We start from the raw sequence: 13,103 nt of genomic DNA, 5'->3' as shown, positions 1-13,103 counted from the left end.
TTGATAGAAGTTTGTTAACTAACTCAGCGGTGTTGGCGTTAATAGTTTAATGAAACTTAAGTTATTATTAATCTGAGGGGTGATTGTTTATTCACATGAACTATGGTTTCATGCCAATCCTAATGTAATTGATATCAATTCACGGTGGTTTTTATCCCTGCGTCAATGAGATGCATCTGTCCTCTATTGATGAGTTTGCCTTTATATTTTCCGAATTTTTAATAATTCTCTTTCGCTGGTCGTATATGCATGGTAAATCATATTTTTCGAACTTATTACAATGCTTTGGCAGAGGGAGTTTAGCGTGACAGTGGAGTCAGGAATGTCATTAAATAATATTAATCAACCTCAGGTTTATGACGGGGTTAAACCTCAGTTACGCACTGTGGATCTCAATCTGTTAACCGTTTTTGACGCGGTAATGCAGGAGCAGAATATCACGCGAGCAGCTCAATCCCTTGGCATGTCTCAACCTGCGGTAAGTAATGCGGTGGCCAGGCTTAAGTTAATGTTTAACGACGAATTATTTGTACGTTACGGGAGAGGGATCCAACCCACTGCCCGCGCATTTCAACTGTTTGGCTCCATTCGTCAGGCGCTGCAACTGGTACAAAATGAACTGCCTGGTTCAGGCTTTGAACCCTTAAGCAGCGAGCGAGTATTCCATTTATGCGTTTGCAGTCCGCTAGACAATTATTTGACCTCTATTATATATAATAAAGTTGAAACAATTGCGCCAAATATTCATCTCGTTTTTAAGTCTTCATTAAATCAGAACACTGAGCACCAGCTTCGTTATCAGGAAACGGAGTTTGTCTTAGGATATGAAGAGTTCCGTCGCCCGGAGTTTTCCTGCGTACCGCTATTTAAAGATGAAATGGTCCTGGTCGCCAGTAAAAAACACCCGAGAGTGAATTCTCCGCTGCGTGAAAACGATGTCTATAATGAGCAACATGCCGTTGTCGCCCTCGACAGGTATGCTTCATTTAGTCTGCCGTGGTATGACACTGCGGATAAACAAGCGAGCGTTGCTTATCAGGGCATGGCAATGGTCAGCGTATTAAACGTCGTATCCCAGACGCACCTGGTCGCTATTGCCCCGCGTTGGCTGGCGGAAGAGTTCTCTGAACAGCTTAATCTGCAAATTTTGCCATTACCGCTCAAGCTTAATAGCCGTACTTGTTACCTTTCATGGCATGAAGCCGCTGGCCGGGATAAAGGGCATCAGTGGATGGAAGAGTTGCTTATCAGCGTCTGCCGTCGATAAGCGCGTCAGGATAAATCGCATTAAAGCATGCGGTTTATCCTGGTATTTTCAATGTTAATGATATTTTGTTCTGAATGATTTTTTTCTGGCCGTTGTCATACCGTCAAAAATAGATGATTTCCTGAATCATCTCACTTTTAAGCGATGATTCATTATCCCAACCTCTGATTACAGATGAATTCACCATAACCTTCCTGACTGGCTCTCTTTTCTGCTCCGGAAGGCTTTTCCCCCGCCTTGTTTGCCAATTGCCTGCCTTATAACGAGCGGTTAAGGTAACGATCACTCTGCATTATATAAGATGGGTTAATCCCTATCATAAGACGGGGCGGAAATGAATTCTGCTTTCTGTCTATAACAAAAAGCCTGGAGGCAAAGCATGGAGATGTTGTCTGGCGCGGAAATGGTCGTTCGATCGCTGATCGATCAGGGCGTGAAGCAAGTGTTCGGCTACCCGGGAGGCGCAGTCCTCGATATTTATGATGCGCTTCATACGGTAGGCGGCATTGACCATGTTCTGGTTCGTCACGAGCAGGCGGCAGTACATATGGCTGACGGGCTGGCCCGTGCGACGGGTGAAGTGGGCGTGGTATTAGTCACGTCTGGGCCTGGTGCGACCAACGCCATTACCGGTATCGCGACAGCGTATATGGACTCCATTCCGCTGGTCATTCTTTCCGGTCAGGTTGCGACCTCCTTGATTGGCTACGATGCTTTTCAGGAATGCGACATGGTGGGGATTTCACGCCCCGTGGTGAAGCACAGCTTCCTGGTGAAGCAAACCGAAGACATTCCCGGCGTGCTGAAAAAAGCTTTCTGGCTGGCAGCAAGCGGGCGTCCAGGCCCGGTCGTGGTCGATCTGCCAAAAGATATTCTGAACCCGGCGAATAAGCTGCCTTATGTCTGGCCGGAATCGGTGAGCATGCGCTCCTACAACCCAACGACGCAAGGCCACAAAGGCCAAATTAAGCGCGCGCTGCAGACGCTTGTGGCAGCGAAAAAACCGGTGGTCTATGTGGGTGGGGGGGCCGTTAACTCCGCCTGCGAAACGCAGCTGCGTGAGCTGATTGAAAAGCTGAATCTTCCTGTCGCATCGTCGCTGATGGGGCTGGGGGCATTCCCGGCTACGCACCGTCAGGCGTTGGGGATGCTGGGTATGCATGGCACCTATGAAGCCAACATGACGATGCATAACTCGGATGTGATCTTTGCTGTTGGCGTTCGGTTTGACGATCGCACCACCAATAACCTGGCGAAATACTGTCCGAATGCGACCGTGTTGCACATTGATATCGATCCCACCTCTATTTCGAAAACGGTCCCGGCAGATGTGCCTATTGTCGGGGATGCGCGTCAGGTTCTGGAGCAAATGCTGGATCTGTTGGCGCAGGAAACGGTCTCTCAGCCGTTGGATGAGATCCGCGACTGGTGGCAGCAGATAGAACAATGGCGTGGGCGTCAGTGTCTGAAGTACGACACGCAAAGTGAGCATATTAAGCCGCAGGCGGTGATCGAAACGATCTGGCGTCTGACCAAAGGCGGGGCGTATGTGACGTCTGACGTCGGTCAGCATCAGATGTTTGCTGCCCTCTATTATCCGTTTGATAAGCCGCGCCACTGGATCAACTCCGGGGGCTTAGGCACGATGGGCTTCGGTCTACCAGCCGCGCTGGGAGTGAAGCTGGCGCTGCCAAATGAAACCGTGGTCTGTGTGACCGGTGATGGCAGTATTCAGATGAATATTCAGGAGCTGTCTACTGCGCTGCAATATGAGCTGCCGGTCCTGGTGCTGAACCTGAACAATGGCTATCTCGGCATGGTGAAGCAGTGGCAGGATATGATCTATTCCGGCCGCCACTCTCAATCCTATATGAAATCGCTTCCGGACTTTGTCCGTCTGGCGGAAGCCTATGGGCATATTGGCATGCGAGTGACCGATCCGGCAGAGCTTGAAACGAAACTCGGTGAAGCGCTTGAGCACGTGAAAAACAACCGCCTCGTGTTCATGGATGTCATTGTGGATGGCACCGAACACGTTTACCCGATGCATATTCGCGGTGGTGGTATGGACGAAATGTGGTTAAGTAAAACGGAGAGAACCTGATATGCGCCGGATATTATCTGTATTACTGGAAAACGAGTCTGGCGCATTGTCACGCGTCATCGGGCTATTCGCTCAGCGCGGTTACAACATCGAAAGTTTGACCGTTGCGCCGACGGACGATCCCACGCTGTCGCGCATGACGATCCAGACCGTCGGCGACGCCAAGGTGCTTGAGCAGATTGAGAAACAGCTACATAAGCTGGTTGATGTGCTGCGCGTGAGTGAGTTGGGGCAGGGCGCTTATGTTGAGCGTGAGGTGATGCTGGTAAAAATTCAGGCCAGCGGCTACGGACGTGAAGAGGTCAAACGCAATACGGATATTTTCCGTGGGCAGATTATTGACGTCACGCCTTCTATTTATACGGTTCAGCTGGCGGGGACGAGTGATAAGCTGGATGCCTTCCTGGCCTCCGTGCGGGATGTGGCAAAAATTGTAGAAGTTGCGCGCTCTGGCGTGGTTGGCCTTTCGCGCGGCGATAAAATCATGCGTTAGTTGTCAAAAAGGTTCGCCTCTTTCTGCCCGGTTACCAAAGCCGGGCTTTTTTTTGTGTAATCAGCCGACAACGCAGATAAAAGCGGTTGCCGCGAAGGCTTTTCTGCGTTTAGATGTTAAAAGATTTAACCATAACCTTGACAGGGCCATGGACTCTTTTCTTTTTTTAAGGGGCAATTGTGAAACTGGATGAAATCGCCCGGTTAGCCGGCGTGTCACGAACTACGGCCAGCTATGTGATTAACGGTAAGGCAAAGCAGTATCGTGTCAGCGATAAGACCGTTGAAAAAGTCATGGCGGTGGTTCGTGAGCATAACTACCATCCGAATGCTGTCGCAGCCGGTCTCCGCGCTGGGCGCACCCGCTCGATTGGTCTGGTGATCCCAGACCTGGAAAACACCAGCTACACCCGTATCGCCAACTATCTCGAACGTCAGGCACGCCAGCGTGGCTATCAATTACTGATTGCCTGTTCTGAAGATCAGCCCGACAACGAGATGCGCTGTATTGAGCATCTGCTCCAGCGCCAGGTGGATGCCATCATCGTTTCAACCTCATTACCGCCAGAGCATCCTTTTTACCAGCGCTGGGCAAACGATCCGTTCCCGATTGTCGCACTCGACCGTGCCCTTGACCGGGAGCATTTCACCAGCGTCGTCGGCGCCGATCAGGATGATGCGGAAATGCTGGCGGCCGAGCTAAGAACCTTCCCGGCCGAAACCGTGCTGTATCTTGGCGCGCTGCCAGAGCTTTCGGTGAGCTTCCTGCGTGAGCAAGGTTTCAGGACTGCCTGGAAAGAGGATCCGCGCGAGGTTTACTATCTCTATGCCAACAGCTATGAACGCGAAGCCGCCGCACAATTGTTCGAAAAATGGCTCGAAACGCACCCAATGCCTCAGGCGCTGTTCACGACTTCATTTGCGCTGCTGCAGGGGGTGATGGATGTGACGCTGCGTCGTGACGGGAAGTTGCCCTCGGATCTGGCCATTGCTACCTTTGGTGATAACGAACTGCTCGATTTCCTGCAGTGCCCGGTACTGGCCGTGGCTCAGCGCCACCGCGACGTGGCTGAACGCGTGCTGGAGATTGTACTGGCGAGCCTTGATGAGCCCCGCAAACCGAAGCCAGGCCTTACCCGCATCAAACGTAATCTTTATCGTCGTGGCATTTTAAGCCGTCATTAATCAATTCCTGGGGGCGTGAAAACAGCCCCCCTTTTACAGAATTAATAGTTACCTTAATTCCCGCAGTAAAATTAGGATAATTCCTTAGGAATCATAGCCTGCTATTATTCTTAATTCGTTTGAGCGTTTAAATTGCCTTTAAAAGAATACTGATACGTTTTTAAAAGGCTAATTTTGTATTGTTTTGTTACAAACCTGCTTCGGGTGATGAATATTCAAACGTTTTTTCTCTCTCCCTTCTGGCTAGCCTGCCCGCCGTTGAACGCTCAGGATGCCGCGATGAATCTGGCGCTGTTATCCCCTGGCAATATGTCTTAAAATGCTGCCCGCGTCGCAAACTGACACTTTATATTTCCTTGCGATGATATTGAGTGAGCTTTAACGCTAGTGTGCATATTCGGTTTTTTTCTTACAAATATTCATAACGTTAATTTTGCCTCGCCAGTTGTGCAGTTATTAACCAGGTCTGTTTATCTCTGTAAATAGAGGGCTTTCGGGTCCGTATAGAGAGAGTCCTGGCTTGACAAGCTTTTCCATCGCTCCGTAAACTCCTTTAGGTGGGAATTTGTGGGTTAAAGTGGTGAGGAGGGGTGAGGCTGGCATGTTCCGTGGAGCTACGTTAGTCAATCTCGACAGCAAAGGGCGCTTATCGGTACCAACCCGTTACCGCGACCAGCTGATTGAGAACGCTTCAGGTCAAATGGTTTGCACCATTGACATCAACTCCCCCTGCCTGCTGCTTTACCCTTTACCCGAATGGGAAATTATTGAGCAAAAGCTGTCGCGACTGTCGAGCATGAATCCGCAAGAGCGCCGCGTACAGCGGTTGTTATTGGGACATGCCAGTGAGTGTCAGATGGACAACGCAGGACGACTACTGATTGCGCCTGTGTTGCGGCAACATGCGGGTCTGACAAAAGAAGTGATGCTGGTCGGGCAGTTCAATAAGTTTGAACTGTGGGACGAAACGACATGGTATCAACAGGTCAAGGAAGATATCGACGCTGAGCAGTCCGATTCCGCAACATTGTCGGAACGGCTGCAGGACTTGTCTCTATAAATATGATGGAAAATTATAAACATACAACGGTGTTGCTGGATGAGGCCGTTAACGGTCTGAATATTCGTCCAGACGGCATCTACATTGATGGCACTTTTGGTCGCGGTGGCCACTCGCGTCTGATCCTCTCCCAGCTGGGAGCGGAAGGACGTCTGCTGGCAATCGATCGCGATCCGCAGGCGATTGCCGTTGCGCAAACCATCGATGACCCACGCTTTTCCATCGTGCATGGACCTTTTTCTGCGCTGGCGGATTACGTAGCTGAGCGCGGCCTGACGGGCAAGATCGACGGAATTCTTCTCGATCTTGGCGTCTCTTCACCTCAGCTTGATGATGCAGAGCGCGGATTCTCCTTCATGCGCGACGGTCCACTGGACATGCGCATGGATCCGACGCGTGGCCAGTCTGCCGCAGAGTGGTTACAAACTGCTGACGAAGCGGATATCGCCTGGGTCATCAAAACCTTCGGCGAAGAGCGTTTTGGTAAACGTATCGCGCGCGCCATCGTTGAACGAAACCGCATTGAGCCGATGACGCGTACCAAAGAGTTGGCCGAGGTGATTGCAGCGGCAACACCGGTGAAGGATAAGCACAAACATCCCGCGACCCGTACCTTCCAGGCGGTTCGTATCTGGGTAAACAGTGAACTGGAGGAAATAGAGCTGGCGCTAAAAAACTCGCTCGACGTGCTGGCCCCGGGTGGGCGGTTATCCATCATCAGCTTCCATTCGCTGGAAGACCGCATTGTGAAGCGCTTTATGCGTGAACAGAGCCGCGGTCCTCAGGTGCCAGCGGGGCTGCCGATGACGGAAGAACAACTCAGGAAGCTGGGTGGCCGTCAGTTGCGAGCATTAGGCAAGTTGATGCCGGGCGAAGAAGAGGTGGCAGAGAATCCACGTGCCCGTAGTTCAGTGCTGCGAGTTGCAGAGAGGACGAACGCATGATCGGCAGAGTGACAGAGACCCTAAGCAAAGTTAAGGGATCGTTAGGAAGCAACGAGCGCCATGCCTTGCCTGGCGTGATCGGCGACGATCTTTTGCGGTTTGGGAAGCTGCCACTCTGCTTGTTCATTTGCATCATTGTGACGGCAGTAACGGTGGTGACAACAGCCCACCATACACGTTTATTGACTGCGCAACGCGAGCAGCTGGTACTGGAACGCGATGCGCTGGATATTGAATGGCGAAATCTGATCCTTGAAGAAAACGCGCTCGGCGATCACAGCCGGGTTGAACGGATCGCAACGGAAAAGCTGCAGCTGCAGCATGTTGATCCATCGCAGGAAAATATCGTAGTACAAAAATAAGGGAAAACGCGACGCATGAAAGCAGCGGCAAAAACGCTAAAACCAAAACGTCAGGAAGAACAGGCCAACTTTGTCAGTTGGCGTTTTGCGTTGCTTTGCGGCTGCATTTTACTGGCGCTGGGTTTCCTGCTGGGACGTGTGGCGTGGTTGCAAATCATCGCTCCTGACATGCTGGTGCGTCAGGGTGATATGCGCTCTCTTCGCGTGCAGGAAGTGTCTACGTCTCGCGGGATGATCACCGATCGCTCCGGTCGCCCGCTGGCGGTAAGCGTGCCGGTGAAGGCCATCTGGGCCGATCCGAAAGAGCTGCATGATGCTGGCGGGATCACGCTTGATAACCGCTGGAAGGCGCTTGCGGACGCGCTGAAGATGCCGCTTGACCAGTTAGCTTCACGTGTGAATACAAACCCGAGAGGGCGCTTTATCTATCTGGCGCGTCAGGTGAACCCTGACATGGCGGACTACATCAAAAAATTGAAGCTGCCGGGAATCCATCTGCGTGAAGAATCCCGCCGGTACTATCCATCCGGCGAAGTGACTGCTCACCTCATTGGCTTTACTAACGTTGATAGCCAGGGGATTGAAGGCGTTGAAAAAAGCTTTGATAAATGGCTCACCGGCCAGCCCGGCGAGCGCATTGTGCGCAAAGACCGCTATGGTCGCGTGATCGAGGATATTTCCTCAACCGACAGCCAGGCCGCACACAACCTTGCACTGAGTATCGATGAGCGGCTACAGGCGCTGGTTTACCGCGAGCTGAATAATGCCGTGGCCTTTAACAAAGCGGAATCGGGCAGTGCCGTGTTAGTTGATGTCAACACGGGTGAAGTGCTGGCGATGGCCAATAGCCCGTCCTACAACCCTAACAATCTTACCGGTACGCAGAAGGATGTTATGCGTAACCGTACCATCACCGACGTGTTCGAACCGGGTTCGACCGTGAAGCCGATGGTGGTCATGACGGCACTTCAGCGCGGTATCGTCAATGAAAACACCGTACTGAATACCATTCCTTACCGAATTAACGGCCACGAAATCAAAGACGTGGCGCGCTACAGCGAATTGACCCTGACCGGGGTGTTACAGAAGTCGAGTAACGTCGGTGTTTCAAAGCTGGCGTTAGCGATGCCGTCCTCAGCGTTAGTAGAAACTTACTCACGTTTTGGGCTTGGAAAGGCGACCAATTTGGGGTTGGTCGGAGAACGCAGTGGCTTATATCCTCAAAAACAACGGTGGTCTGACATAGAGAGGGCCACCTTCTCTTTCGGCTACGGGCTAATGGTGACACCGTTACAGTTAGCGCGAGTCTACGCAACGATCGGCAGCTATGGTGTTTATCGCCCGCTGTCGATTACCAAAGTTGATCCACCGGTTCCCGGTGAGCGTATTTTCCCGGAATCGACCGTCCGTACTGTTGTTCATATGATGGAAAGCGTGGCGCTGCCCGGCGGCGGTGGCGTGAAGGCGGCGATTAAAGGCTATCGCATCGCCATCAAAACCGGTACAGCGAAAAAAGTGGGGCCAGACGGCCGCTACATCAACAAATACATTGCCTATACCGCAGGCGTAGCGCCTGCAAGCAATCCGCGTTTTGCGCTGGTGGTCGTTATTAACGATCCACAGGCGGGTAAATACTACGGCGGCGCCGTCTCCGCGCCTGTGTTCGGGGCCATCATGGGCGGCGTATTGCGCACCATGAACATTGAACCGGATGCGCTGGCGACGGGCGACAAAAGTGAATTTGTAATTAATCAAGGCGAGGGTACAGGTGGCAGATCGTAATTTGCGCGACCTTCTCGCTCCGTGGGTGCCAAATGCACCGGAGCGAGCACTGCGAGAGATGGTACTGGACAGCCGTGTGGCTGCTTCCGGCGATCTTTTTGTGGCGGTGGTCGGTCATCAGGCGGACGGGCGTCGTTATATCCCGCAGGCGATTGCGCAAGGTGTTGCTGCCATTATTGCTGAGGCCAAAGATGAGGCAACCGACGGTGAAATCCGTGAAATGCACGGTGTGCCGGTTATCTATCTCAGCCAGTTAAATGAGCGTCTCTCTGCGCTGGCAGGGCGTTTCTATCACGAACCTTCCGACCAGTTACGTCTGGTTGGCGTGACGGGTACCAACGGTAAAACCACCACCACACAGCTGATGGCGCAATGGGCGCAACTGCTGGGTGAAACCGGTGCCGTCATGGGGACCGTGGGTAATGGTCTGCTGGGTAAAGTGAGCCCGACGGAAAATACCACCGGCTCGGCAGTTGACGTACAGCATGTGCTTGCCGGGCTGGCAGAGCAGGGGGCGACCTTTGCTGCGATGGAAGTCTCTTCACACGGTCTGGTACAGCACCGCGTGGCCGCGCTGAAATTTGCGGCTTCGGTGTTTACCAACCTGAGCCGCGATCATCTTGATTACCACGGTGATATGGAGCACTACGAAGCCGCGAAATGGCTGCTCTATTCAACCCACCATCACGGTCAGGCCATCATCAATGCCGACGATGAGGTCGGTCGCCGCTGGCTGGCGAAGCTGCCGGATGCGGTTGCGGTGTCGATGGAAGACCATATCAATCCGAACTGCCGCGGCCGCTGGCTGAAGGCCGTTGAGGTGAATTACCACGACAGCGGGGCGACAATCCGCTTTGCCTCTTCCTGGGGTGAAGGCGAAATTGAAAGCCGCCTGATGGGCGCGTTTAACGTCAGCAACCTGCTGCTGGCGTTGGCGACACTACTGGCGCTCGGCTATCCAATGGTCGACCTGCTGAAAACCGCTGAGCGACTGCAGCCTGTTTGCGGCCGTATGGAAGTGTTCAGCGCGCCGGGTAAACCGACGGTTGTGGTCGACTACGCCCATACGCCGGATGCGTTGGAAAAAGCGCTGGAAGCGGCTCGCCTGCACTGTGCCGGTAAGCTCTGGTGCGTGTTTGGCTGCGGTGGCGATCGCGACAAGGGCAAACGACCGCTGATGGGCGCTATTGCCGAGCAGTTTGCGGATATTCCGGTAGTGACCGATGACAACCCGCGTACCGAAGAGCCGCGCGCCATCATTAACGACATTCTGGCGGGCATGCTGGATGCGGGTCGTGCTCGCGTGGTGGAAGGCCGCGCGGAAGCGGTGACCAACGCCATCATGCAGGCTAAGGAAAACGACGTGGTTCTGCTGGCCGGGAAAGGCCATGAAGATTATCAGATTGTCGGCAATCGTCGTCTGGATTACTCGGATCGTGTAACGGCAGCTCGTCTGCTGGGAGTCGTGGCATGATTAGCCTCACGCTAAGCCAGGCCGCTGCGGTACTGCACGGCGAATTGCTGGGTCAGGATCTGACCATTGACGCCGTGACCACGGATACCCGCAAAGTGACCGCGGGTTGTCTGTTTGTGGCGCTGAAAGGCGAGCGTTTTGATGCGCATGATTTCGCACAGCAGGCCAAAGAGCACGGCGCAGGTGCGCTGCTGGTCAGCCGCAGGCTGGATATCGATTTGCCGCAGCTAGTGGTGAACGATACCCGTCTGGCATTCGGTGAATTGGCGGCATGGGTTCGTCAGCAGGTTCCGGCTCGCGTTGTCGCGCTGACGGGGTCGTCCGGAAAAACGTCCGTAAAAGAGATGACGGCGGCGATTCTCGGCCAGTGCGGAAACACACTTTATACTGCGGGCAACCTAAATAATGACATCGGCGTGCCGATGACATTACTCCGCCTGACCAAAGAACATGAATTTGCGGTGATCGAGTTAGGGGCAAACCACCAGGGCGAAATCGCCTGGACTGTGAGCCTGACTCGTCCGGAGGCGGCGCTGGTGAATAACCTGGCCGCCGCGCATCTCGAAGGTTTCGGGTCGCTGGAAGGCGTGGCGAAAGCCAAAGGTGAGATCTACACCGGCCTGCCGGTTGACGGTATTGCCATTATGAATGCCGACAACAATGACTGGCTGAACTGGCAAAGCATTATTGGTTCCCGTAAGACCTGGCGCTTCTCACCGAATGCCGCCAACAGTGACTTTACGGCGACCAATATCCATGTAACGTCCCATGGCACGGAGTTCACCCTCAACACCCCAACGGGTGGCGTGGATGTGCTGCTGCCTCTGCCGGGTCGTCATAACATCGCCAATGCGCTTGCGGCGGCGGCGTTGTCCATGGCGGTTGGCGCGTCGCATGATGCGATCAAAGCTGGGCTGGCGAATCTGAAAGCCGTGCCGGGGCGTCTGTTCCCGATTCAGCTTTCGGAAAACAAACTGCTGCTGGATGACTCCTACAACGCGAACGTTGGCTCGATGACGGCGGCGGTGCAGGTGTTGTCAGAAATGCCGGGCTACCGCGTGATGGTGGTTGGCGATATGGCCGAGCTGGGCGATGAAAGCGAAGCCTGTCATACCCAGGTCGGTGACGCGGCGAAAGCGGCGGGCATTGATTGCGTGCTGAGCACAGGAAAACTGAGCCAGGCAATTAGCCATGCCAGCGGTGTCGGTGAACACTTTGCCGAAAAAGCGGCGTTGATTGAGCGCCTTAAAGCATTAATTACAGAAAAACAAATTGTGACAGTGTTAGTGAAAGGTTCACGTAGTGCCGCCATGGAAGAGGTTGTGCACGCATTACAGGAGAACGGGACATGTTAGTTTGGCTGGCCGAACATTTGGTCAAATATTACTCAGGCTTTAACGTCTTTTCCTATCTGACGTTTCGCGCCATTGTCAGCCTGCTGACTGCGCTGTTCATCTCGTTGTGGATGGGCCCGCGCATGATTGCCCGTCTGCAAAAGCTCTCTTTCGGCCAGGTCGTGCGTAACGACGGTCCGGAATCTCACTTCAGCAAACGCGGCACCCCAACGATGGGCGGGATCATGATCCTGACCGCGATCGTTGTTTCCGTGCTGCTGTGGGCGTATCCGTCCAACCCGTATGTCTGGTGTGTACTCACGGTTCTGGTGGGTTACGGGATCATTGGCTTTGTCGATGACTATCGCAAAGTGGTACGCAAAGACACCAAGGGCCTGATCGCCCGCTGGAAGTATTTCTGGATGTCGGTCATCGCGCTGGGCGTGGCCTTTGCGCTGTATCTGGCAGGCAAAGACACGCCAGCTACCGAGCTGGTCGTGCCGTTCTTTAAAGACGTGATGCCGCAGCTGGGGCTGTTCTATATCCTGCTTGCGTACTTCGTGATTGTCGGCACCGGTAACGCGGTGAACCTGACTGATGGTCTGGATGGCCTGGCGATTATGCCGACCGTCTTCGTGGCGGGCGGTTTTGCGCTGGTGGCCTGGGCGACCGGTAACATGAACTTTGCCAACTATCTGCACATCCCTTACCTGCGCCACGCGGGTGAGCTGGTGATCGTCTGTACGGCGATTGTCGGCGCGGGGCTGGGCTTCCTGTGGTTCAACACCTATCCGGCACAGGTCTTCATGGGCGACGTCGGTTCACTGGCGCTGGGTGGCGCGTTAGGCATTATTGCCGTGCTGCTGCGCCAGGAGTTTCTGCTGGTGATCATGGGCGGCGTGTTTGTGGTTGAAACCCTGTCGGTGATTTTGCAGGTCGGGTCCTTCAAGCTGCGCGGCCAGCGCATCTTCCGTATGGCGCCGATTCACCACCACTATGAACTGAAAGGCTGGCCGGAACCGCGCGTGATTGTGCGCTTCTGGATTATTTCGCTGATGCTGGTGCTGATTGGCCTGGCAACGCTGAAGGTACGTTAATC

11 protein-coding genes are annotated in these 13,103 nt (G+C 53.6%); all 11 read left to right on the top strand.

The genetic code is table 11. The features are described 5' to 3' along the window. Positions 1-322: 322 nt before the first annotated feature. The 11 genes from leuO (at position 323) to mraY (ending at position 13,101) form a co-directional block, all read left to right on the top strand. Positions 323-1,267, top strand: coding sequence for a transcriptional regulator LeuO (gene leuO / locus ACTJJA_RS10145; RefSeq protein WP_440667792.1), 945 nt, complete (start codon positions 323-325; stop codon positions 1,265-1,267). 379 nt (positions 1,268-1,646) lie between these two features. Next, on the top strand, positions 1,647-3,371 hold the full coding sequence (gene ilvI, locus ACTJJA_RS10140; RefSeq protein WP_440667790.1) for an acetolactate synthase 3 large subunit: 1,725 nt from the start codon (positions 1,647-1,649) through the stop codon (positions 3,369-3,371). Between the two features lies 1 nt (position 3,372). Beyond that, positions 3,373-3,864: an acetolactate synthase small subunit gene (gene ilvN, locus ACTJJA_RS10135; RefSeq protein ID WP_003856371.1), complete on the top strand. Its 492-nt coding sequence runs from the start codon at positions 3,373-3,375 to the stop codon at positions 3,862-3,864. A gap of 179 nt (positions 3,865-4,043) precedes the next feature. Then, positions 4,044-5,048 carry a catabolite repressor/activator gene (gene cra / locus ACTJJA_RS10130; RefSeq protein WP_440667788.1) on the top strand — a complete coding sequence of 335 codons (1,005 nt, stop codon included), beginning with the start codon at positions 4,044-4,046 and terminating at the stop codon, positions 5,046-5,048. Between the two features lie 601 nt (positions 5,049-5,649). After that, positions 5,650-6,108, top strand: coding sequence for a division/cell wall cluster transcriptional repressor MraZ (gene mraZ, locus ACTJJA_RS10125; RefSeq protein ID WP_010426995.1), 459 nt, complete (start codon positions 5,650-5,652; stop codon positions 6,106-6,108). A 2-nt stretch (positions 6,109-6,110) separates the two neighbouring features. Then, positions 6,111-7,052, top strand: coding sequence for a 16S rRNA (cytosine(1402)-N(4))-methyltransferase RsmH (gene rsmH / locus ACTJJA_RS10120; RefSeq protein ID WP_010426994.1), 942 nt, complete (start codon positions 6,111-6,113; stop codon positions 7,050-7,052). Beyond that, positions 7,049-7,414: a cell division protein FtsL gene (gene ftsL, locus ACTJJA_RS10115; RefSeq protein ID WP_006173860.1), complete on the top strand. Its 366-nt coding sequence runs from the start codon at positions 7,049-7,051 to the stop codon at positions 7,412-7,414. Before rsmH ends, ftsL begins: the two co-directional genes overlap by 4 nt. Before the next feature lie 15 nt (positions 7,415-7,429). After that, positions 7,430-9,196: a peptidoglycan glycosyltransferase FtsI gene (locus ACTJJA_RS10110; RefSeq protein ID WP_440667786.1), complete on the top strand. Its 1,767-nt coding sequence runs from the start codon at positions 7,430-7,432 to the stop codon at positions 9,194-9,196. Then, on the top strand, positions 9,183-10,670 hold the full coding sequence (murE, locus tag ACTJJA_RS10105) for a UDP-N-acetylmuramoyl-L-alanyl-D-glutamate--2,6-diaminopimelate ligase (protein WP_440667784.1): 1,488 nt from the start codon (positions 9,183-9,185) through the stop codon (positions 10,668-10,670). Before ACTJJA_RS10110 ends, murE begins: the two co-directional genes overlap by 14 nt. Continuing rightward, the gene (murF, locus tag ACTJJA_RS10100) at positions 10,667-12,025 is read left to right on the top strand and encodes a UDP-N-acetylmuramoyl-tripeptide--D-alanyl-D-alanine ligase (protein ID WP_440667782.1); all 1,359 of its coding nucleotides are present in this window, start codon (positions 10,667-10,669) and stop codon (positions 12,023-12,025) included. The genes murE and murF overlap by 4 nt, the downstream gene beginning before the upstream one ends. After that, positions 12,019-13,101: a phospho-N-acetylmuramoyl-pentapeptide-transferase gene (gene mraY / locus ACTJJA_RS10095; RefSeq protein ID WP_003856353.1), complete on the top strand. Its 1,083-nt coding sequence runs from the start codon at positions 12,019-12,021 to the stop codon at positions 13,099-13,101. The genes murF and mraY overlap by 7 nt, the downstream gene beginning before the upstream one ends. The last annotated feature ends 2 nt before the right edge of the window (positions 13,102-13,103 follow it).

The organism is Enterobacter sp. 22452 (genome assembly GCF_052045065.1).
Taxonomy (GTDB): Bacteria; Pseudomonadota; Gammaproteobacteria; order Enterobacterales; family Enterobacteriaceae; genus Enterobacter; species Enterobacter mori.
This window is presented reverse-complemented; position numbering and strand designations above follow the sequence as displayed.